The sequence below is a fragment of the Streptomyces sp. NPDC006487 genome, from assembly GCF_042870555.1.
In the GTDB taxonomy this organism is placed as follows: Bacteria; Actinomycetota; Actinomycetes; order Streptomycetales; family Streptomycetaceae; genus Streptomyces.
Genome location: NZ_JBIAHN010000012.1, coordinates 64,564 through 86,223, shown reverse-complemented (window position 1 = coordinate 86,223; position 21,660 = coordinate 64,564). Strand labels below are relative to the sequence as shown.

The 21,660-nt window shown below is 72.2% G+C and carries 19 protein-coding genes and 2 tRNA genes; 15 read left to right on the top strand and 6 right to left on the bottom strand.

All coding sequences use genetic code 11. From position 1 onward, the window contains the following. Positions 1–111: 111 nt before the first annotated feature. Together ACFYM0_RS21910 and ACFYM0_RS21905 are read left to right on the top strand one after the other, a co-directional pair. A complete protein-coding gene (locus tag ACFYM0_RS21910) occupies positions 112–594 on the top strand; it encodes a TIGR02611 family protein (RefSeq protein ID WP_388503775.1) in 483 nt (160 codons plus the stop codon). Between the two features lie 58 nt (positions 595–652). Further along, a tRNA-Val gene (locus ACFYM0_RS21905) sits at positions 653–724 on the top strand. A gap of 163 nt (positions 725–887) precedes the next feature. Here ACFYM0_RS21905 and ACFYM0_RS21900 read toward each other — a convergent pair. Then, positions 888–3,299 (bottom strand): SCO7613 C-terminal domain-containing membrane protein, encoded by a 2,412-nt coding sequence (locus ACFYM0_RS21900; RefSeq protein ID WP_388503773.1) that lies wholly within the window; start codon positions 3,297–3,299, stop codon positions 888–890. 114 nt (positions 3,300–3,413) lie between these two features. Here ACFYM0_RS21900 and ACFYM0_RS21895 point away from each other — a divergent pair, with 114 nt between their 5' ends. Continuing rightward, a complete protein-coding gene (locus tag ACFYM0_RS21895; RefSeq protein ID WP_388503771.1) occupies positions 3,414–3,938 on the top strand; it encodes an SRPBCC family protein in 525 nt (174 codons plus the stop codon). 38 nt (positions 3,939–3,976) lie between these two features. Further along, a tRNA-Val gene (locus ACFYM0_RS21890) sits at positions 3,977–4,048 on the top strand. Positions 4,049–4,141: 93 nt separating this feature from the next. Here ACFYM0_RS21890 and ACFYM0_RS21885 read toward each other — a convergent pair. Further along, positions 4,142–4,867 (bottom strand): 3'-5' exonuclease, encoded by a 726-nt coding sequence (locus ACFYM0_RS21885; protein ID WP_243334222.1) that lies wholly within the window; start codon positions 4,865–4,867, stop codon positions 4,142–4,144. Between the two features lie 264 nt (positions 4,868–5,131). On the opposite strand from ACFYM0_RS21885, the gene ACFYM0_RS21880 reads away from it, so the two are divergent. Further along, positions 5,132–5,722, top strand: coding sequence for a DUF4365 domain-containing protein (locus ACFYM0_RS21880; RefSeq protein WP_388503769.1), 591 nt, complete (start codon positions 5,132–5,134; stop codon positions 5,720–5,722). Next, a complete protein-coding gene (locus ACFYM0_RS21875) occupies positions 5,722–6,942 on the top strand; it encodes a hypothetical protein (protein ID WP_388503768.1) in 1,221 nt (406 codons plus the stop codon). The genes ACFYM0_RS21880 and ACFYM0_RS21875 overlap by 1 nt, the downstream gene beginning before the upstream one ends. 48 nt (positions 6,943–6,990) lie before the next feature. Here ACFYM0_RS21875 and ACFYM0_RS21870 read toward each other — a convergent pair whose 3' ends face one another. Beyond that, on the bottom strand, positions 6,991–7,614 hold the full coding sequence (locus ACFYM0_RS21870) for a histidine phosphatase family protein (RefSeq protein WP_388503766.1): 624 nt from the start codon (positions 7,612–7,614) through the stop codon (positions 6,991–6,993). Between the two features lie 172 nt (positions 7,615–7,786). Here ACFYM0_RS21870 and thrS point away from each other — a divergent pair, with 172 nt between their 5' ends. Beyond that, positions 7,787–9,763, top strand: coding sequence for a threonine--tRNA ligase (gene thrS, locus ACFYM0_RS21865; RefSeq protein ID WP_388503764.1), 1,977 nt, complete (start codon positions 7,787–7,789; stop codon positions 9,761–9,763). 40 nt (positions 9,764–9,803) lie between these two features. Here the strand turns inward: thrS and ACFYM0_RS21860 are convergent, their stop codons facing one another. Further along, positions 9,804–10,466 carry a potassium channel family protein gene (locus ACFYM0_RS21860; protein ID WP_388503762.1) on the bottom strand — a complete coding sequence of 221 codons (663 nt, stop codon included), beginning with the start codon at positions 10,464–10,466 and terminating at the stop codon, positions 9,804–9,806. 67 nt (positions 10,467–10,533) lie between these two features. Here ACFYM0_RS21860 and ACFYM0_RS21855 point away from each other — a divergent pair, with 67 nt between their 5' ends. Next, entirely contained in the window at positions 10,534–11,094 is a 561-nt protein-coding gene (locus ACFYM0_RS21855; RefSeq protein WP_388503760.1) for an HIT family protein, read from the top strand. 38 nt (positions 11,095–11,132) lie between these two features. On the opposite strand, the gene ACFYM0_RS21850 is transcribed toward ACFYM0_RS21855, so the two are convergent. Both ACFYM0_RS21850 and ACFYM0_RS21845 read right to left on the bottom strand, forming a co-directional pair. Then, positions 11,133–12,803 carry a hypothetical protein gene (locus ACFYM0_RS21850; protein ID WP_388503759.1) on the bottom strand — a complete coding sequence of 557 codons (1,671 nt, stop codon included), beginning with the start codon at positions 12,801–12,803 and terminating at the stop codon, positions 11,133–11,135. A gap of 239 nt (positions 12,804–13,042) precedes the next feature. Beyond that, a complete protein-coding gene (locus ACFYM0_RS21845; RefSeq protein ID WP_388503757.1) occupies positions 13,043–15,256 on the bottom strand; it encodes an elongation factor G-like protein EF-G2 in 2,214 nt (737 codons plus the stop codon). A gap of 348 nt (positions 15,257–15,604) precedes the next feature. On the opposite strand from ACFYM0_RS21845, the gene pgsA reads away from it, so the two are divergent. The 7 genes from pgsA to ACFYM0_RS21810 all read left to right on the top strand — a co-directional run bounded on the left by pgsA (position 15,605) and on the right by ACFYM0_RS21810 (position 21,572). Further along, a complete protein-coding gene (gene pgsA, locus ACFYM0_RS21840) occupies positions 15,605–16,279 on the top strand; it encodes a phosphatidylinositol phosphate synthase (RefSeq protein WP_388503754.1) in 675 nt (224 codons plus the stop codon). Then, complete coding sequence (locus ACFYM0_RS21835; RefSeq protein ID WP_388503752.1) at positions 16,279–17,241, top strand: phosphatidylinositol mannoside acyltransferase; 963 nt, start codon at positions 16,279–16,281, stop codon at positions 17,239–17,241. The genes pgsA and ACFYM0_RS21835 overlap by 1 nt, the downstream gene beginning before the upstream one ends. Beyond that, positions 17,238–18,401: a glycosyltransferase family 4 protein gene (locus tag ACFYM0_RS21830; RefSeq protein ID WP_388503750.1), complete on the top strand. Its 1,164-nt coding sequence runs from the start codon at positions 17,238–17,240 to the stop codon at positions 18,399–18,401. Before ACFYM0_RS21835 ends, ACFYM0_RS21830 begins: the two co-directional genes overlap by 4 nt. Before the next feature lie 151 nt (positions 18,402–18,552). Next, positions 18,553–19,092 (top strand): hypothetical protein, encoded by a 540-nt coding sequence (locus ACFYM0_RS21825; RefSeq protein ID WP_388503748.1) that lies wholly within the window; start codon positions 18,553–18,555, stop codon positions 19,090–19,092. Positions 19,093–19,245: 153 nt separating this feature from the next. Continuing rightward, the gene (gene pdxS / locus ACFYM0_RS21820; protein ID WP_030294529.1) at positions 19,246–20,163 is read left to right on the top strand and encodes a pyridoxal 5'-phosphate synthase lyase subunit PdxS; all 918 of its coding nucleotides are present in this window, start codon (positions 19,246–19,248) and stop codon (positions 20,161–20,163) included. An 8-nt stretch (positions 20,164–20,171) separates the two neighbouring features. Further along, positions 20,172–20,762, top strand: coding sequence for a pyridoxal 5'-phosphate synthase glutaminase subunit PdxT (gene pdxT / locus ACFYM0_RS21815; protein WP_250744713.1), 591 nt, complete (start codon positions 20,172–20,174; stop codon positions 20,760–20,762). A gap of 57 nt (positions 20,763–20,819) precedes the next feature. Further along, positions 20,820–21,572 carry a YebC/PmpR family DNA-binding transcriptional regulator gene (locus tag ACFYM0_RS21810; protein ID WP_243334244.1) on the top strand — a complete coding sequence of 251 codons (753 nt, stop codon included), beginning with the start codon at positions 20,820–20,822 and terminating at the stop codon, positions 21,570–21,572. Positions 21,573–21,660: the final 88 nt, after the last annotated feature.

Below are 21,660 nucleotides of genomic sequence, written 5' to 3'. Positions count from 1 at the left end.
CTACGGTGCCGTTGTAAACCCCTCTGACCGTTTTGCGGACCTCTGGGTCCCTCGGACGGCGGATCCAAACGACCATTCACGTGTGCTGGGACCTCCGGTAGATTCGACCCCATGAACACGGGGAGTGACCGCGAGACCAACGAGTCCGCCGCCGAATCCGCAGCCGAGTCCGCCACCGGGACGGCGGACGAATCCGCGGCGGGGTCCGCCGCCGAGGAGGCGCCGCACGTCTCCAAGGCGCCGGCCTTCATCAAGGCCCGCCGGGGCCTGCACCTGAGCTGGCAGGTCGGCGTCTTCATCGTCGGCCTCGCCGTCATCGGCGCGGGCGTCGCCATGCTGGTCCTGCCCGGACCGGGCTGGGTGGCGATCTTCGCGGGCCTCGCGATCTGGGCCACCGAATTCGCCTGGGCCCACCTCGCGCTCCGCTGGACCAAGCGCAAGGTCAGCGAAGCCGCCCAGAAGGCCCTGGATCCGAAGGTCCGCCAGCGCAACATCATCCTGACCAGCGTCGGGCTCGTGATCGCGGGCGTCCTGATCGGCTTCTACCTGTGGAAGTACGGGCTCGTGCTGCCCTGGAACCGCGAGGTGGGGTGAGCCCGCCCGACCATGGCGGAGAGCACCGCTGACATGCGGTAATGTTTGCGGTGCGTCCGGGCGATTAGCTCAGTGGGAGAGCACTTCGTTCACACCGAAGGGGTCACTGGTTCGAACCCAGTATCGCCCACCCGGACCAGCGGCCCGGAGACTTTCACAGTCTCCGGGCCGCTGGCTTTTTCACCCGTCCGGCCCAGGCTCCGGGCCCGGCCCAGGCTCCGGCCCAGGCTCCGGCCCAGGCTCCGGCCCAGGCTCCGGCCCAGGCTCCGGCCCAGGCTCCGGCTGCGCCGGGCCTACCTCAGCCGGCCGATGGCCTCCCGAAGCCGGCGGGCGTCGCGCAGCCGCTTCTCGTAGGTGGCCCCCACCACCAGCAGCAGCACCCCCGCCAGGGCCGGCGGCATCCAGCGCGGCAGCGCGTCCACCACCTGGACGACGTACGGGGTCAGCTCGTGCAGGGCCACCGCCGCCAGCGTCGCCCCGCCCAGCAGCAGCGGGGCCCGGAGCCGGCCGCGGGCACCGGCCAGGGTCACCCCGAGCGCGGCCGTCCCCAGCAGCAGCGGCCGCAGCCAGTGCGGATCGCCCCACACCGCGAGGGTGCTCGGCAGCAGGGTGGCCGCCAGACCCGGTCCGTACGCCGTCCAGGACCCGGCCAGCGGATCACGGCGCCGCCGCAGGAACCCCACCGCCAGCGCCGCCGCCGTCACCGGCAGGGTGTACGCCTCGGGCACCGTCACCTCCGAAGCCGCGAGCCGTACCCAGGTCGCCGCGAGGAACAGCGCCCCGGCAGGCCAGCCCGCCGCCGACCGGCGCTCGGGCCGCACCGCCGCCGCCGCGCACACCACCCCGGCCAGCGCCAGGACCAGTGCGAGCACCGGAGCGTCCCCGGTGGCCAGGGCGACCGCGAGGAAGCCCGCCGCTGCCGCCGCGGCCTCCGCCGGGATCCGCACGGGGCCCAGCCGGGGCCCGAGCGCCGCCACCGCCGCCGGGACCACCAGCAGCGGCGGGGCCCACCAGGCCACCGGCCGCTCCAGCAGTGCTCCCAGCGCCACCACGAGCAGCGTCGCGTACCCGACGGCGAGCGCCGCCGCCCCCGAGCGGGCCCACGCCGGAGCGGGCCGGTACGCCGCCCCCGCCGCGCAGGCGGCCCCCAGCAGGCCGAGCACCCCGAAGGTGGCCAGTCGGCCGTCCAGGGCCGCCACGGACACGTTCCCGGCCCCCGCCAGCGCACACACCCCCGCGGCGATCCCGGCCGGCCCGAAACCGGCGTCCGACGCGGACCCGGCGCCCGCGGGGCTGCCGCCGCCGGCGACCGCCACCGCCGTGGACCGCAGTGCGAGCGCTCCCGCCGCCAGCGTCACCGCCAGCTGGGCCGCGAAGACCGCACCCGGCGCCGGGTCGAACACCACGGGCGCCGTGAACAGCGCCGCCCAGCCCAGGACCACCGCGGCGACTCCCGGCTCCCGGCGCACCGGGAGCACCCGGACCAGCCACCACGCGGCTCCGGCCGTCAGCAGCAGCGCCACCAGCGGAGCGAGCCCGGGGCCGTTCCCGGCCGCCGGGGCGGGAGTCGTCACCGACCAGACCTCCTCCAGCACCTGCAGCCGGCCCATCAGCACCGTCGCCACCCAGGCCAGGGCGGTGGCCGCCTCCAGGACGGCCACCCCCGCACCGGCCAGGGCGAGGCCGCGCCGGACCGGCTCCGGGAGTGCGGAGACCCGCAGCGCCCCCAGCAGGGGCAGGGCCACCACCAGGTACCCGACCGCACCCCAGGGCGGGCGCAGCTCGGGCGCCGCGAGACCGCCCAGGGCGGCCACCGCCGCGAGGGCGCCCGTCACGGAGAACGCCACCGGCATCCGGGCGCTGCGCCAGGCCACCACCACCGCCAGTGCGGCGACCGCAGCCAGCAGCGCCGACGGGCCCAGGGCCCCGCCCGCCGACTCCGCCGCCACCGAATCCGCCAGACCCGTCAGCAGCGCGGCCCCGCCCGCCACCGAGCCCGCGGCCCCCGCCCAGGAGGACCAGCGCCCCGGCCGGAGCAGCGCGAGCCCCGCGTCCAGGGCAGCCGTCGCCAGCAGGGCCCAGCCCAGCTCCGGCCCCGTCGCCCCGCCGGCCAGCGCGGCCAGCGGCAGCGGGAGCTGCGCGGTCAGCAGCGCCGCGGGCAAGGGGGCCCGCAGGGCCCGTACGGCCGGCGTCCGGCCGTACGCGGCCCAGCCCGCGGCCAGTACCGCGGTCGCGCCCGCCGCGTAGGCCGTGCCGTCCACCTCCGGCATGCCGACGGCGTAGAGCGCGTACGCGTCCAGCACCGTCAGCAGCAGGCCGACGGCGGCCACCGCCTCGGCGGTCGAGCGCAGCCCGCGGCGCAGCAGCGCCACCGGGGCGCCCAGCGCCGCCGCCGTCACCACGGCGAGCACCGCGCTGCGCCCGGCGATTCCGAGAGATCCCCAGCTGACCAGCGTGAACGCCAGCGCCGCGACCGCCAGCAGTACCGCGCCCAGGACCAGCAGCACGTTCTGCGCACTGGGGGCCGAGGCCTCCGTGGCCTGGGCTGACGCCTTCGGCCGGGCGGGCGCACCCCACGCGTGGGGGGTCTGAGCGGCCAGCAGCCACGCGCGGCGACTCAGCAGGAAGTGGCGCCGGGCGTCGAGTTGGATCAGTTCGCGGTCGATGAGCACGAGCTCCTCGGCCGGCGGCAGGGGGTTGTCCATGGTTCGGAGTGTGGTGCCCGTCACCCCGTCAGGACATGGGTGCGCGTACTCATCTCCCGGTGAGTTCCGGCTGAGTACCCGGTGTGCGCCCCCGCCGCGCGCAAGACTGGAGGCATGGACCGAAGCAGCCGCAGCGGCAGGCCCGGCCGCAGCCGCGTGGACCCCGCCAACCCCGGTGGCCGGTGGACCCGTTACCGCTTCCGCAGCGTGTGGGACCTCGACGCGGCGCCCGCCCGGGTCTACGCCGCCCTGGAACGCCCCGAGTCCTACCCCCTGTGGTGGCCCCAGATCCGCTCCGTCGCCCCCGCCGGTGACGGGAGCAGCGGCACCGCCTTGATCCGCTCCGCCCTCCCGTACACCCTGCGCGTGAGCGCGGCCGAACTCCTGCGGGACCCCGCGCGCGGGATCCTGGAGGTCGCCCTGCTCGGCGACCTGGAGGGCTGGGCGCGCTGGACCGTACGACCGCGGGCCGGCGGGACGCGGGCCCTGTACGAGCAGGAGGTCGAGGTGCGCCGCCCCCTGATGCGCGTGCTCGCCTTCCCGGGGCGGCCGGTGTTCCGGCTCAACCACACCCTGATGATGCGGGCCGGGCGGCGCGGGCTCGCGGCACATCTCGCGGCCCGGCCGGAAGCGGTTTGAACCAGCCCCGAGCCTTCTGTATTGTTCACACCGTTCCCGGGCGATTAGCTCAGCGGGAGAGCACTTCGTTCACACCGAAGGGGTCACTGGTTCGATCCCAGTATCGCCCACCGGGACAGGCCGGTCCGTCTTGTGACGGACCGGCCTTCCGCATGTACGGGGCATTGCGCGCGGCCCACGCGCGGCCCCTCCGCGCCGGTCCCTCACGCCGCCGCGGGCAGCTCCGGCCGCAGCGGCCAGTGCGGATCCACCGACTCCGGTGTGCCCTGCCGCGCGAACCACGCCTGCAGTCCCCGCGCCTGAGCCGCGTGCCACACCTGCTGGAGCGTGTGCAGCTCCGCGGGCGACAGCCGCTCCAGCCGGCCCGCGAACCGGCGCCCCACGGCCCGTACGAGCTCCAGTGACGCCAGCGCGTCCGCGCCCGCGTCATGGGCCCCCTCCAGCTCTATCCCGTAGTGCGCGCACAGATCCGTCAGCGTCCGGCGGCCCTTGCGGTAGCGGTCCAGATGCTTGTCCAGCACCCGCGGATCCAGCACCGTCAGCGGTCGGTTGTCCAGGTACCGGGCGAGTGAGGACGCCCGGTGCCGGCGCAACTCCCGGTCCAGCAGCGTCAGGTCGAACGGCGCGTTCATCACCACCACCGGCCTCCCCGCCACCTGCTGCTCCCCGAGCGCGCGGGCTATCTCCTCCACCACCGGCGCGGGCCACCGCCCGTTGCGCTGGAGGTGATCGTCGGTCAGACCGTGCACTTCCGTGGCCCCCGGAGGTACCGGGATGCCGGGATTGACCAGCCAGCGCGTCGAACGGATCCGGCCGCCCGCGCACTCCTGCACGATGAGCGCGGCGGACACGATCCGGTCCCGTTCCACGTCCACCCCGGTCGTCTCCGTGTCGAATGCGGCCAGCGGGCCCTCGTACCAGCGTGTCATGGCGAACTCCTCGTCACCCGTCGGCAGATGGCCCCACCGGGCACCGCGCCCCAGGTCCGCCACCCTTGCCCGAAACGGTGATACCCGGGCTCTTTGCCCCGTACGCCGTTTGCGGCACGCCGACTGCGGAGACAACTCAACTGGGGGACCGCACACATGACCGGTCGTCAACCCCGACACCCTGAAACGGACCTGAATCGGACCGGACGCGGCCTGACGCGGCCGCTTGAAACGGGACAGCCCGGAAGGCATGGGGAGCCGGCCATGGCGCTCGCGCAGCCCGAACCGGGCGGGGTGCTCGCGGGACGGATCGATCCGCGGACCGACCCGCGGAGCGGACCGCTGCGCGGCACGCTCGCCACCACCGCCTGCATGGAGACCCTCCAGGTGGGATACCTGCACGCCGTCGTGGCCGCGGCCGGCTGCTCGCTGTCCCAGCCCTTTCCCGACAACGGCATCGACTGGCACGTCAGTCACGGAGCCCCCGAGCACGTCGTCGACGACGAGGTGACCATCAAGGTCCAGCTCAAGGCGACCTACCAGATACCGGCCGGACCGGCAGGGCCCACCTTCGGCTTCACCCTCGACAACGAGCACCTGGTGAAGCTGGCCCGCACTCCGGTCGCCGTGCACAAGATCCTCGTCGTGATGCTCGTCCCGCGGGAACGCGACCAATGGCTGAGCGCCGGACACGACGGGCTCGACCTGCGGCACTGCTGCTACTGGACCAATCTCGCCGGACACCCCGTGACCGGCCGGCGCCGGACCACCGTACGGATCCCGACCACGCGGATCTTCGACGACCGGGCGCTCTGCGAGATCATGACCCGGGTCGGGTCGGGAGGGACACCTTGATGAACTGGCAGTCACCGCACCTGGAGCCGCTCTCCCCACAGGAGTTCGCCGCGGGCGCCCCCGATCCCGCGCAGATCGATCCGCTCGTGCTCGGCGCACTGCTCCACCGGCACGGCTGGCTGCGCCGCGGCGGCGCCGCGGGACGGTACGGGCGCTGGACGCCGCCCGCCCCGTACGCCACGGGCAGCGGCGGCACCAGCCTCCTCGTGCCCGAGAGCCGGGCCTTCCCCGACTGCGCCGACCTGCTCGAAGAGGCGCTCACCGCGCTCTCGCGCAGCGCGCTGCCGTCGGCGCGCGAGGTGCTGTACGGGCTCAGCGTGCCGAGCGACGAGATCCGCTGGGACCGCGAGATTCCGCGAGGGGCGTACGGACTCCAGGGCGAGGCCGACTGGACGGTCCAGGAACAGCTCCGCTCGGCCGCCCGCCAGCTGCTCCTCGCCGGGGCCCTGGCCGACCGGGCGCGGGCCGGGTACTACGGGGCCCGGCACCGGGGCCAGGCGGAGCGGGCGCTGGACGGGGTCCTGGTCGGGCCGGCGCCGGGCGGGCGGCGGCTGACCGCGTACGTCCCCGTCGACGGGGGCCGGGGCACCGTGACCCGGCTGCACCACGCGCTGCACGCCGCCCGCGAGGCCGTGGACTACCGGCGGGCCACCGGCGGCATGGAAGCCTTCGACGCGGCGGTCGAGGCCGGGGTCAGCCGGGAGCTCGCCGAGGCGCTCATCTCGCTGGTCCGCGGCTCGGAGGGGGCCCGGGTGGCCCTAGCGTGGGCACCGGCGGCGGGGGTCCCGGCGGGGTGCGCGGCCCGGCCGGAGCCGGTGGAGTTCTCGCCCGGCGACCTCCCCGTGCTCCGGGAGGCGGCCGCGCGCTACACGAGGGACGAGCCGGCGGTCCCGGTACGGGTGGCGGGCGCGGTGGTCCGGATGCGCCGCTCGGACCCGGGCGGCGGGGGCACGGTCCGGCTGCGGGTCCTCGCCGGGGCGGAGATCCCGTACGTCCGGGTGGTGCTCGACGAGGAGTCGTACCGGGTGGCGGGCCACGCCCACCTGGTCGGCCTGCCGATCCGGGTCAGCGGACGCCTGCAGCGCCGGGGCGGGTTCCGCCGTCTGACGGATGCGGCGGACGTCCGTCCGGTCCCCCTGGACGAGGTCGAGCGGGACCGGCTGATGAAGTCCCTGGACGAGTCCCTCGACGCCGGGGACGTGCTGCCCTCGGACGACTAGGACGGCCGGGCGGCGCGGGCCCGACCGGCAGGATCCGAACGAGACGACCTAGACGTGCAGCTCGGGGGGAAAGCCGGTCCAGCGCAGCTCGGGGGGCAGGTGCCGCAGGTCGTTGGAGACGAGGACGGAAGCGGGCCGGCCGGGCGCGTAGCGGATGACCGTGAGAGCGGCGTTGGCGTGGCTGAGGCCGAGCCAGCGCCACGGCGGCGCGTCCATGGCGTCCCGGACGAGCCAGGCGACCAGGAAGTTGTGGGTCACGACCAGCTCGTGCCGGTCCTCCTCACCGTCCACCGGCCCGGTGAACAGCTCCAGCGCCCGCCTGGCCAGCACCGGTCCCTGCGCCCGCTCCTCCTCGGTGACGTCCGCGAGGAAGCGGAGGAAGAGGTCCGCGGAATCCGCCGGAAGCTCCTCCCGCGCCGGCATGTGGGGAACGTAGTCACCGGCAGCGTCCGAGACGTGCAGGGGGACGTTCTCCAACTGCTCGCCGATCAGGCGCGCGGTCTGCTCCGCCCGGGGCAGCGGGCCGTGGTGCACGGCCGCGAGAGGGACGTCGCGCAGGCGCCGGCCGAGGAGCACGGCTTGCCGACGGCCGTCTTCCGTCAGCCCGCCCTCCTCCGACACGGCCTCCCCGTGCCGCACGAGATAGAGGTAACGGGTAGCCGTGCCGGTCATCACATGCTCCTCTGCGCCCACCAACGATCTTGTGCATCAGGGGACGCAGCCACCTCCGGCGGCGGTTCCCACGGGCCCGGGCGGTAACCGTTTAGCGGCGCGGCCCATCCGCTCGGTACGATTCAGACGCGCAGTGATCCGCTCGCGCACCCCCTGAGTCAGGAGCAGACCGGTGTCAGACGTCCGTGTGATCATCCAACGCGATTCCGAGCGGGACGAGCGCGTGGTGGCCACGGGCACTACGGCGGCAGAGCTCTTCGCCGGCGAGCGCACCATCGTCGCCGCGCGCATCGCGGGTGAGCTGAAGGACCTCGCGTACGAGGTGAAGGACGGCGAGACCGTCGAGCCCGTGGAGATCTCCTCCCCGGACGGCCTGGACATCCTGCGCCACTCCACCGCGCACGTCATGGCGCAGGCCGTGCAGGAGCTGTTCCCCGAGGCCAAGCTGGGCATCGGCCCGCCGGTCCGGGACGGCTTCTACTACGACTTCGACGTCGCGAAGCCCTTCACCCCCGATGACCTCAAGGCCATCGAGAAGAAGATGCAGGAGATCCAGAAGCGCGGCCAGCGCTTCGCCCGCCGCGTCGTCACCGACGAGGCGGCCCGCGAGGAGCTCGCGAACGAGCCGTACAAGCTCGAGCTCATCGGCATCAAGGGCTCGGCCTCGACCGACGACGGCGCGAACGTCGAGGTGGGCGGCGGCGAGCTGACCATCTACGACAACTTCGACGCCAAGACCGGCGACCTGTGCTGGAAGGACCTCTGCCGCGGTCCCCACCTGCCGACCACCCGCAACATCCCCGCGTTCAAGCTCATGCGCAACGCCGCCGCCTACTGGCGCGGCAGCGAGAAGAACCCGATGCTCCAGCGCATCTACGGCACCGCGTGGCCGTCGAAGGAGGAGCTGAAGGCCCACCTCGACTTCCTCGTGGAGGCCGAGAAGCGCGACCACCGCAAGCTCGGCACCGAGCTCGACCTGTTCTCCGTACAGGACGAGATCGGCTCCGGCCTGGCCGTCTTCCACCCGCGCGGCGGCGTCATCCGCCGCACCATGGAGGACTACTCGCGCAAGCGGCACGAGGAAGAGGGCTACGAGTTCGTCTACACCCCGCACGCCACCAAGGGCACCCTCTTCGAGAAGAGCGGCCACCTGGACTGGTACGCGGAGGGCATGTACCCCCCCATGCAGCTCGACGGTGGTACCGACTACTACCTCAAGCCCATGAACTGCCCGATGCACAACCTGATCTTCGATGCCCGCGGCCGTTCCTACCGCGAACTGCCGCTGCGCCTCTTCGAGTTCGGCACCGTGTACCGGTACGAGAAGTCCGGTGTCGTGCACGGCCTGACCCGCTCGCGCGGCTTCACCCAGGACGACGCGCACATCTACTGCACCAAGGAGCAGATGGCGGAGGAACTCGACCGCACGCTGACCTTCGTGCTGAACCTGCTCCGTGACTACGGTCTGACCGACTTCTACCTGGAGCTGTCGACCAAGGACCCGGAGAAGTTCGTCGGCTCGGACGAGATCTGGGAGGAGGCCACCGCCACCCTCCAGCAGGTCGCCGAGAAGCAGGGCCTGCCCCTGGTCCCGGACCCGGGCGGCGCCGCGTTCTACGGCCCGAAGATCTCGGTCCAGTGCCGTGATGCGATCGGCCGCACCTGGCAGATGTCGACCGTGCAGCTCGACTTCAACCTGCCGGAGCGCTTCAACCTGGAGTACACCGGCCCGGACGGCACCAAGCAGCGCCCGGTCATGATCCACCGTGCGCTGTTCGGTTCCATCGAGCGCTTCTTCGCCGTCCTGCTGGAGCACTACGCGGGCGTCATGCCGCCGTGGCTCGCCCCGGTCCAGGCGGTCGGCATCCCGATCGGCGACTCGCACATCGAGTACCTGCAGGAGTTCGCCGCCGAGGCGAAGAAGAAGGGCCTGCGCGTCGAGGTGGACGCCTCGTCCGACCGGATGCAGAAGAAGATCCGCAACCAGCAGAAGCTGAAGGTCCCCTTCATGATCATCGTCGGTGACGAGGACATGGCCGCGGGCACCGTCTCCTTCCGCTACCGCGACGGTTCGCAGGAGAACGGCGTCCCGCGCGACCAGGCCCTGGCGAAGCTCGTCGACGTCGTGGAGCGCCGCGTCCAGGTGTGACCGCGCCCACCGCGCCCATGGGGTCGGCCCCCGGGAAGTCTCACTTCCCGGGGGCTTCCTCGTCCTCCCGCCGGAAGGCCTGCAGCATCCAGGACGAGAACGAACCCGTCACCGCACCCAGCAGCGCCAGCCCGCCGGCCATCATGAACGCCGCGATGATCCGGCCCCCCGGGGTCACCGGGGCCATGTCCCCGTAGCCCACCGTCGTCAGCGTCTCGCACACCCACCACACCGCGTCCCCGAGCGTGAGGATCGAGGCTCCCGGGGCCTGGCGCTCGAAGTGGTGGACGCCGAGGGCGCCCGCGAAGCCGAGCAGCCCGGCCGACAGGCCCGCGTACGACATCACGCGCGCGTAAAGGTTCCGGCGCGGGCGGTTGTAGCGGGCCTGGATCGCGTCGTGGACCTTGACCATGCGCAGGGGCCGCAGCAGCGGCAGCAGCACGATCAGGGTGTCCAGCCAGTGCACGCGGACGAAGCGCAGCGGCCGCATGCGGCTCAGGACCAGCCGGGCCACGTAGTCCACGATGAAGCAGGCCCAGGTCAGTACGACCAGGCCGAGGCCGATGTCCCGCCACAGCGGGTGGGCCCGGTAGGCCACGACGGAGAGCGTGTAGCCGGCGAGGAAGAGCAGGGACGCGTAGAACAGCGGCAGCTCGGTCCGGCGTTCCCAGGCCTGGTCACCGGTCTCGGGTGCATCGTTCATGGGCTCAGCATCGCGTCCCGCACACCGGTGTTCGCCCCGGCGACACGCCGCTCGGGGCCAAGGTCATATGCTGCATCCCATGACGATTGAGCCGGAGCAGCAGATCGGTGTGGGCACGCAGGACGCGTTCCAGCGTCTGTGGACGCCCCACCGGATGGCCTACATCCAGGGGGAGAACAAGCCGACCGGGCCGGAGGCCGGGGACGGCTGTCCCTTCTGCGGGATTCCGGACATGTCGGACCAGGACGGACTGGTCGTGGCCCGGGGCAAGCACGTCTACGCCGTGCTGAACCTCTACCCGTACAACGGTGGCCACCTGATGGTCGTGCCGTACCGCCACGTCGCCGATTACACGGACCTGGACGCCGCCGAGACCCTCGAGCTCGCCGACCTCACGAAGCGGGCGATGATCGCGCTGCGCAAGGCCTCCGGCGCGCACGGGTTCAACATCGGGATGAACCAGGGCCAGGCCGCAGGCGCCGGCATCGCCGCGCACCTGCACCAGCACATCGTGCCCCGCTGGGGCGGGGACACGAACTTCATGCCGGTCGTGGGCCACACCAAGGTGCTGCCCCAACTCCTCGCGGACACCCGCCAGATGCTCGCCGGAGCCTGGCCCAACGACTAGGGCGCCGTACGGATGCCCGTACGGATGCCCGTACGGGCTCACGCGTCGTAGACGTCCGCCTTGCGCGGTGCGGCGTCCTGGACCATGCCGCTGACGATCATCGAGCGGTTGGTGAAGCGTTCGGTGTCGACTCCGTTCTCCTCCAGGACCCGCATCGCGGCGGTGTGCACCGCCCGCAGGACCGGGGTCGCGGCGCGCATCGCGTCGTCCGCCATGAAGCGGTGACGCCACGGCTGGCCGGCCCAGACGTGGCGGACGCCGAAGGGCTCGGGGAGGACGAGCTTGCCGCCCAGGAAGTCCAGGAGCGGCGGGTACCAGGTGAAGGGGGCCCGCACGGCGAGGCGTACGACCTCGCTGGTGTCGACCACGGGTCGCTTGAGCTCCACGGTCTCCCAGAAGCGCACGGATTTGGCGACCTCGTCGACCGGGGCCGCCGATTTGGTGGTGAACAGGCCGTGCACCGGGCCGAGGGCGTGTCCGGTGACCTCCACGCGCAGGGTCTTGTAGAGCACGGTGACCGTGACCAGCATGGTGATCACGAGCTGGCCGTCCCAGAGCGGGTACTGGATGCCGAGGTAGTGCCGGTTGCCGGCGCTGAACTGCTGCTCGTTGCAGATCCGGGTGATCTCGTGCGGCTTGACCAGGAAGGTGTCCACGTCCGCTCCGCCGGGGCGGGCCACTTCCTTGGCGCCCTCGCCGACCGGGCTGACGATCCAGTGCTGGATCGAGGCGGGCGGGAGGCCGCCGGTGTGCAGGGGGCCGCGCTCCAGCTTGCGCAACTGGGCGTCGATCGCGCGTATGACGTCCCAGCTGCGGAACGGGTGGATCTCGGAGCCCTCGTTCTTGGGGGCGAGTTCCTCGGCCATCTGCCAGCTGCCCCAGCGGGTGCCCATGCCGAGTATGCCCTTGGGGCCGGCGTAGAACACGGCGTTGCTGCGGTCCTCGGCGGTGAGCTTGGCCAGGGAGTGGCGCAGGTCCTCACGGGCCTTCTCGTCGGGGTTGCCGGGGACGGCCTCCGGGATCTTGGCGGCCACCCCGCCGCCGCCCGCGAGCAGCCCGTCCCAGCGGGAGCGCAGGTCCTCGGCGGTGGCCTCGCAGAGCCGGCGGGCGAGGAACCAGCCGAGGACCGGGGCGATGACCATGGCGCGGACGTAGATGCCCAGGACGCCGGTCACCGGGAGCCGGAACATGAGCACGGCGACCACCAGGCCCACGCCGACGAGGAGCGCCGTGCCCATCCAGCTGGCCCGCTTGGCGTCGGAGGCCGCCAGGGCCTTGCGGGCCCAGAACAGGCCGAGCCACAGCAGCAGACCGGGGAGGAAGACGACCCCGCACGCGAGCATGATCAGGCGGAGCTTGCGGTCGCGCTCCTTGCGGATGCGGGAGGCGGCCAGGCAGTGCTCGACGACGGTCTGCGGGTCGGCGCCGAAGGACTGGATGAGGGGCTTGCGGGTCGGCGGGATGGTGCGGGCCTCGACGGCACGGCAGAAGGCCTCGCCGAGGTTGGGGGCCAGCAGGGACACCTTGGGGGGTTTGACGACGGACTCGTGGTACTCGTTGTTGGCCTTGAGTATCTCTTCCAGTTTGGTGTCGCGTCCGCCGTCCCGGTAGGCGGCCGAGGCGAGGGCGTTGGTCGCGGCGGTCTGACCGCCGCCGCCCTGGAGCGGGATCTGTGCCCCGGGCCTGAAGTCGAATCCGTCGTCCGCCACCGCTGCCCCCATCGCTGTGCGTCGTACTCGTGTGCGGGCCTGCCCGCGATGCCGCCCGCCCCGAGTGGTGCTCCCGGTGCGGCGTTCCCGCCCTGCGTGCTCGGCCTGCCCGCTTGGTCTACCCCTTCGGCCTGCCCGCCTCACGCGCGGACGAGCCTATCGGCCGATTCCTCCCCGTGGTCATGGGACAGCCAAATACCGCCCACCGCAAGCGGGTTGGGTGGGCGGCTCGAGTGAGGCTATGTCAGCTGGCTTCCCTTCTCGGCCTGTTCGCGCAGCTTGTCCGCTATCTGTGGAGGCATCGGCTCATGGCGCGCGTACGTACGGCTGAACAGTCCGGTGCCGTGCGATACGGAGCGCAGCTCGACGGCGTAGCGGCCGATCTCGATCTCCGGGATCTCGGCGAGGACCCGGGTGCGGCCGGCGCCCGCCGCGTCGGTGCCGACGACGCGGCCCCGGCGGCCGGCCAGGTCGCTCATGACGGGGCCGACGTACTCGTCGGGAACGAGCACCGCGAGTTCGGCGACCGGTTCGAGGAGCCGGACCGAGGCCCCGGCGGCGGCTTCGCGCAGGGCCAGGGCGCCCGCGGTCTGGAAGGCGGCGTCGGAGGAGTCCACCGAGTGGGCCTTGCCGTCCAGCAGGGTGATGCGTACGTCGACCAGCGGATAGCCCGCCGCGAGACCCCGGGCCGCCTGCGCCCGGACGCCCTTCTCCACGGACGGGATGAACTGGCGCGGCACGGCTCCGCCGACCACCTTGTCGACGAACTCGATGCCGGTGCCCGGCGGCAGCGGCTCGACCTCGATCTCGCAGATGGCGAACTGGCCGTGGCCCCCGGACTGTTTGACGTGCCGTCCGCGGCCGCCGGCCTTGGCGCCGAAGGTCTCGCGGAGACTGACCCGGTGCGGGACCGGGTCGACCTGGACCCCGTACCGGGTGCGCAGCCGTTCGAGGGCGAGGTCCTGATGGGCTTCGCCGAGGCACCACAGGACGAGCTGACGGGTGTGCGGGTTCTGTTCGAGCCGCATGGTCGGGTCCTCGGCGACCAGCCGGGCCAGGCCCTGGGAGAGCTTGTCCTCGTCGGCCTTGCTGTGGGCCTCGATGGCGAGGGGGAGCAGCGGGTCGGGCATGGACCAGGCCTCCATCAGGAGGGGCTGGTCCTTGGCGGAGAGGGTGTCGCCGGTCTCGGCGCGGGTGAGTTTGGCCACGCAGGCCAGATCGCCCGCGATGCAGTGGGTGAGGGTGCGCTGCTGTTTGCCGAAGGGGGAGGTGAGCGCGCCGACGCGCTCGTCCAGGTCGTGATCCTCGTGCCCGCGGTCGGTGAGCCCGTGCCCGCTCACGTGGACCGTCTCGTCGGGGCGCAGGGTGCCGGAGAAGACGCGGACGAGCGAGACGCGGCCGACGTAGGGGTCGGAGGAGGTCTTCACCACCTCGGCGACCAGCGGCCCGTCGGGATCGCAGGTGACCGCGGGGCGGGCCGCGCCGCCGGGGGTGGTGACGCTGACGGGCGCGCGCTCCAGCGGGGTGGGGAAGCCGCCGGTGATCAGTTCCAGGAGTTCTACGGTGCCCAGGCCCTTGCGGGCTCCGTCGGCGGCGGGGGCTGCCATCAGGACGGGGTGGAAGGTGCCGCGGGCCACGGCGCGTTCCAGGTCGTCGACCAGGGTCTTGAGGTCGATGTCCTCGCCGCCGAGGTAGCGGTCCATGAGGGTCTCGTCCTCGCTCTCGGCGATGATCCCCTCGATCAGCCGGGCGCGGGCGTCGGTGATCAGGGCGAGCTCGCCGGGGTCCGGGTCGCGTTCGACGCGGTCGCCGGAGGTGTAGTCGTAGACGCGCTGGGAGAGCAGCCCCAGCAGCCCGGCCACCGGGGCGTGGCCGTCGGGGCCGGCGGGGCCGTGCAGGGGCAGGTAGAGCGGACGCACGGCATCGGGGTCGTCCGCTCCGAAAGCGTCGCCGCACACCGTGGTCATCTGCGTGTAGTCGGCGCGGGCGGCTTCCAGGTGGGTCACGACGATGGCGCGCGGCATGCCGACGGCGGCGCATTCGTCCCAGACCATCCGGGTGGCTCCGGAGAGCCCGTCGCCGTCCTCCGCGGCCGAGACCACGAAGAGGGCCGCGTCGGCGGCGCGCAGTCCGGCCCGGAGTTCTCCGACGAAGTCGGCGTAGCCGGGGGTGTCCAAGATGTTGATCTTGATTCCGGCCCACTCCACGGGGACCAGGGAGAGCTGGATGGAGCGCTGGCGGCGGTGCTCGATCTCGTCGTAGTCGGAGACGGTGGCACCGTCCTCGACGCGCCCGGCCCGGTTCACGGCGCCGGCGGTCAGGGCCAGGGCCTCGACCAGAGTGGTCTTGCCGGATCCGCTGTGGCCGACCAGCACGACGTTCCGTACGGAGGCCGGGCGGTCGGCCGTCGGCGCCCTGCCGGCGGCTCCGGATTGGTGTGATGCGGCTCCCACGATGCTCGTGCCTCCCGATTGGAGGGGATGGAGGGGAAAAGACCTCCTTCGAGCTTTGCACTGCCGTCACACCCCGTCCATACGTCGTACCGGAAGCGCCGGGGGAGCGGGCCCGCGCGGGCGCCTGGCGGTGCCGGGGAAGACCTCGGGGAAAATGGCTCGATCGGTACCCCGGAACGCGCCCGGGAAGGTCCACGGAAGGGCGCCCGGGACGTGGCGAACGGCCCGAGAACGGCCCACCTGGTGTGAACCGGTGGGTGCGCGGCGCCGATGGCCCGGGGCCCTGGCTACGATGGGCCAGCCGGTGGCCGTGGTGGCCGTGCGGCCCAGCGACCCTCCGGGAAGGCCATGCTGAACAAGTACGCGCGTGCATTCTTCACGCGTGTTCTCACGCCATTCGCCGCTCTTCTGCTCCGGATGGGAGTGAGTCCCGACGCGGTCACCCTCATCGGCACGGCCGGAGTGGTGGCCGGAGCCCTGGTTTTCTTCCCCATGGGCGAGTTCTTCTGGGGCACGATCACCATCACGCTCTTCGTCTTCTCCGACCTGGTGGACGGGAACATGGCCCGCCAGGCCGGCGTCTCCAGCCGGTGGGGCGCGTTCCTCGACTCCACCCTCGACCGGGTGGCGGACGCGGCGATCTTCGGCGGACTCGCGCTCTGGTACGCGGGTACCGGGAACAACAACGCGCTCTGCGCGGTCGCCATCTTCTGCCTGGCCAGCGGCCAGGTGGTCTCGTACACCAAGGCCCGGGGCGAGTCGATCGGACTGCCGGTGGCCGTCAACGGGCTCATCGAGCGCGCCGAACGCCTGGTGATCACGCTCGTCGCGGCCGGTCTGTCCGGTCTGGAGACCTTCGGTGTCCCCTCGTGGATCGGCCTGCTCCTGCCGATCGCGCTGTGGGTGGTCGCGGCGGGCTCGCTCGTGACCCTGATCCAGCGCGTGGTGACCGTACGGCGCGAATCGGCCGAGGCCGATGCCGCCGCTGCCGCGGTTGCCCCCTCCGAAGGCGGTACGCCCTGATGGGCAAGGCACAGGACAAGCTGGTCGACGGGCTCTACGGGCTCGGCTGGGCCGGAGTCAAGAAGCTGCCCGAGCCGGCCGCGGCGGCCCTCGGCCGGCGGATCGCGGACTTCGTCTGGAAGCGGCGCGGCAAGAGCGTGCTGCGCCTGGAGTCGAACCTGGCCCGGGTGGTGCCCGACGCGACGCCCGAGCGGCTGCGCGAGCTGTCGCACGAGGGCATGCGCTCCTACATGCGGTACTGGATGGAGTCCTTCCGTCTGCCGACCATGGCCAAGGAACGATTCAGCTCCGACGTGGAGATGAAGGACGACCACATCCTGCGCGAGGCCCTGGCCTCCGGGCGCGGAGTGGTGGTCGCCCTCCCGCACCTGGCCAACTGGGACCTCGCCGGTGCCTGGGCCGTCACCCACATCGGAGTCCCCTTCACCACCGTCGCCGAGCGGCTCAAGCCGGAGACGCTCTACGACCGCTTCGTCGCCTACCGCGAGAGCCTGGGCATGGAGGTGCTCCCGCACAACGGCGGCGCCGCCTTCGGCACGCTCGCGCGGCGGCTGCGCTCCGGCGGGCTGGTCTGCCTGGTCGCGGACCGGGACCTGTCGGCCTCCGGGGTGGAAGTGGACTTCTTCGGCTCGACCGCACGGATGCCCGCCGGGCCCGCCCTGCTGGCCCAGCAGACGGGCGCCGTCCTCCTCCCGGCCACCCTGTACTACGGGGACGCGCCGAAGATGTACGGCCGCATCCACCCCCCGGTGGAGGTGCCCGGCAAGGGCACCCGGCAGGAGAAGACGGCCGTCATGACGCAGGCGGTCGCGGACGCCTTCGCCCAGGGCATCGCCGAACACCCGCAGGACTGGCACATGCTCCAGCGGCTGTGGCTGGAGGACCTGGAGGACCTGCGACAGGCCACCGGCACCGCAGGCACCACCGGCACCGCAGGCCCGCCCGAGGAGCGATCCGCGTGAAGATCGGCATCGTCTGCCCGTACTCCTGGGACGTGCCCGGCGGGGTCCAGTTCCACATCCGGGACCTGGCGGAACACCTGATCGGCCTCGGTCACGAGGTATCGGTCCTGGCCCCGTCGGACGACGAGACCGGGCTGCCCCCCTACGTGGTGTCGGCGGGGCGGGCGGTGCCGGTGCCGTACAACGGCTCGGTGGCCCGGCTCAACTTCGGCTTCCTGTCGGCGGCCCGCGTACGGCGCTGGCTGCACGACGGGGTCTTCGACGTGGTCCACATCCACGAGCCGACCGCCCCCTCGCTGGGGCTGCTGACCTGCTGGGCGGCACAGGGCCCGATCGTGGCCACCTTCCACACCTCCAACCCGCGCTCCCGCGCGATGCTCGCGGCGTACCCGATCCTGCAGCCGGCGCTGGAGAAGATCAGCGCCCGGATCGCGGTGAGCGAGTACGCGCGGCGCACGCTGGTCGAGCACCTCGGCGGGGACGCGGTGGTCATCCCCAACGGCGTGGACGTGGACTTCTTCGCCAAGGCCGACCCGAACCCGGCCTGGTCGGGCCAGACCCTCGGCTTCATCGGCCGGATCGACGAACCGCGCAAGGGCCTGCCGGTCCTCATGGCGGCCTTCCCCCGCATCGTGGAGCAGTGCCCGGACGTACGCCTCCTGGTGGCGGGCCGCGGCGACGAGGAGGAGGCGGTCGCCTCCCTGCCGCCCGAGCTCCGCTCCCGGGTCGAGTTCCTCGGCATGGTCTCGGACGAGGACAAGGCGCGGCTGCTGCGCAGCGTCGACGTGTACGTGGCCCCGAACACGGGCGGCGAGAGCTTCGGCATCATCCTCGTCGAGGCCCTCTCGGCCGGGGCGGCCGTCCTCGCGGCCGACCTCGACGCCTTCGCGCAGGTCCTGGACCAGGGGGCGGCGGGGGAGCTGTTCTCGAACGAGGACCCCGACTCGCTGGCCGCCTCGGCCGTGGCCCTCCTGCGCGACCCCGCCCGCCGCGCGGAACTGAGCAGCCGGGGCTCGGCCCACGTACGCCGCTTCGACTGGTCGACGGTGGCGGCGGACATCCTGGCCGTCTACGAGACGGTGACCGACGGGGCGGCGGCGGTGGCCGAGGACGAGCGGGTCCCGCTCCGCACCCGCCTGGGCCTCTCCCGCGACACGTAACCCCTCCGGGGCGGGGCGGCCCGTCCCCGCGGGACCCCGGCTGCGGGTGTGCCGCTGCGCGGGGGCGCGGTCCCCTACCAGGGCAGCCCCCGCTCCCGCCCACCGGCGCTGAGCGGTGCGAGCTCCGCGTCGAAAGGTAGAGTCGCGGCCCGTGATCGAAACCCTTGTCTGGATTGCCCTCGGCCTCGGCCTCGTCGGGGTTTACCTCAGTTGGACCGCGGGCCGCCTCGACCGGCTGCACTCCCGGATGGACGCCGCCCGCGCCGCCCTCGACGCGCAGCTGGTCCGCCGGGCCTCCGTGGTGCTGGAGGTCGCGACCTCCGGAGTGCTGGATCCCGCCTCCTCCCTCGTCCTGTACGAGGCCGCGCACGCCGCCCGCCAGGCGGAGGAGGAGCACCGCGAGGTCGCCGAGAGCGAGCTCAGCCAGGCACTGCGCGCGGTGTTCTCCGACGTCGGGCAGGTCGACGCGCTCAAGGCCGCCCCGGGCGGCGCGGAGGCCGCCGAGGAGCTCGCGGCGGCGGTCCGCCGGGTACCGATGGCCCGCCGGTTCCTCAACGATTCCGTGCGCGCGGCCCGCGCCCTGCGCCGGCACCGCAAGGTCCGCTGGTTCCGGCTCGCGGGCCACGCACCCTTTCCGCTGGCCTTCGAGATGGACGACGAGCCTCCGGTGGATCTGGCGGAACGGCCGTAACTTGTACCCAATGGCCAAATCGCAAGGAGCCACCGGCTGCACATTGGCCCTTGCCGTGGACTGGTCGAGAAGGTTTCCTCGGTCGAGTACCACCAGGTCGCCAGGAGCGATCGCCAGTACCGCCTGAATCTTCCTTTCGAGTGAGGTCAATCCGTGAGCACGCTTCCCTCCACCCCGCAGTCCGCCGAGTCGGCGATCGGCACCTCCCGCGTCAAGCGCGGCATGGCCGAGCAGCTCAAGGGCGGCGTGATCATGGATGTGGTCAACGCCGAGCAGGCGAAGATCGCCGAGGACGCCGGCGCCGTGGCCGTCATGGCCCTGGAGCGGGTTCCCGCCGACATCCGCAAGGACGGCGGCGTCGCCCGGATGTCCGACCCGAACATGATCGAAGAGATCATCGAGGCCGTCTCCATCCCGGTCATGGCGAAGTCCCGCATCGGCCACTTCGTCGAGGCCCAGGTCCTCCAGTCCCTCGGCGTCGACTACATCGACGAGTCCGAGGTCCTGACCCCGGCCGACGAGGTCAACCACTCCGACAAGTGGGCGTTCACCACCCCCTTCGTCTGTGGCGCCACCAACCTGGGCGAGGCCCTGCGCCGCATCGCCGAGGGCGCGGCCATGATCCGCTCGAAGGGCGAGGCCGGCACCGGCAACGTGGTCGAGGCCGTCCGCCACCTGCGTCAGATCAAGAACGAGATCGCCCGCCTGCGCGGCTACGACAACAACGAGCTGTTCGCCGCCGCCAAGGAGCTGCGCGCCCCGTACGAGCTGGTCAAGGAGGTCGCCGAGCTCGGCAAGCTCCCGGTCGTGCTGTTCTCCGCCGGTGGCGTCGCCACCCCGGCCGACGCCGCGCTGATGCGCCAGCTCGGTGCCGAGGGCGTCTTCGTAGGCTCCGGCATCTTCAAGTCGGGCGACCCGGCCAAGCGCGCCGCCGCCATCGTGAAGGCCACCACCTTCTACGACGACCCGAAGATCATCGCGGACGCCTCCCGCAACCTGGGCGAGGCCATGGTCGGCATCAACTGCGACACCCTCCCCGAGTCCGAGCGCTACGCCAACCGCGGCTGGTAGTCATCACCATGACCACCCCCGTGATTGGTGTCCTGGCACTCCAGGGCGACGTACGGGAGCACCTGATCGCCCTGGCCTCGGCTGACGCCGTGGCCAGGCCGGTCCGGCGTCCCGAGGAGCTCGCCGAGGTCGACGCCCTGGTGATCCCCGGCGGCGAGTCCACGACCATGTCGAAGCTCGCCGTGCTGTTCGGCATGCTGGAGCCGCTGCGCGAGCGCGTGCGGGCCGGGATGCCGGTCTACGGCACCTGCGCCGGCATGATCATGCTCGCCGACAAGCTGCTGGACGGCCGTGAGGACCAGGAGACCCTGGGCGGCATCGACATGATCGTGCGCCGCAACGCCTTCGGCCGGCAGAACGAGTCCTTCGAGGCGCAGGTCGACTTCGCCGGCATCGAGGGCGGCCCCGTCGAGGGCGTCTTCATCCGCGCCCCCTGGGTCGAGTCCGTCGGCGGCGCCGCCGAGGTGCTCGCCACGTACGACGGTCACACCGTCGCCGTGCGCCAGGGCAATGTCCTCGCCACCTCGTTCCACCCGGAGCTCACGGGTGACGACCGGGTCCACGCGTACTTCGTCGACATGGTGCGCGCGGGGCTGTAACGGCGTCCCGGTAGGATCTGAGGCGAACATTGTTGGTGACGCGAAGGAGACAGGCAGATGTCCGGCCACTCTAAATGGGCTACGACGAAGCACAAGAAGGCCGTGGTTGACGCCAAGCGCGGCAAGCTCTTCGCGAAGCTGATCAAGAACATCGAGGTCGCGGCCCGTATGGGCGGCGCCGACATCGATGGCAACCCGACCCTCTTCGACGCCATCCAGAAGGCGAAGAAGAGCTCGGTCCCGAACAAGAACATCGACTCCGCGGTCAAGCGCGGCGGCGGCCTCGAGGCCGGCGGCGCCGACTACGAGACGATCATGTACGAAGGCTACGGCCCGAACGGCGTCGCGGTGCTCATCGAGTGCCTCACCGACAACCGCAACCGTGCCGCGTCCGACGTGCGTGTCGCCATGACCCGCAACGGCGGTTCGATGGCCGACCCGGGCTCGGTCTCGTACCTGTTCAACCGCAAGGGCGTCGTGCTGCTGCCCAAGGGCGAGCTGTCCGAGGACGACGTGCTGGAGACGGTGCTGGAGGCGGGCGCCGAAGAGGTCAACGACCTCGGCGAGCAGTTCGAGATCATCAGCGAGGCCACCGACATGGTCGCGGTCCGTACCGCGCTCCAGCAGGCCGGCATCGACTACGACTCGGCCGACTCCAACTTCCTGCCGACCATGCAGGTCGAGCTGGACGAGGAGGGCGCGCGCAAGATCTTCAAGCTGATCGACGCGCTGGAGGACAGCGACGACGTGCAGAACGTCTTCGCCAACTTCGACGTTTCGGACGAGGTCATGGAGAAGGTCGACGCCTGACGGGCACACCGCTCACGGCTTCGAGCAGCGGGCCGACGGGGACACACCCCGTCGGCCCGCTGCTTTGTCAGTGCCAGCGGATAGCCTG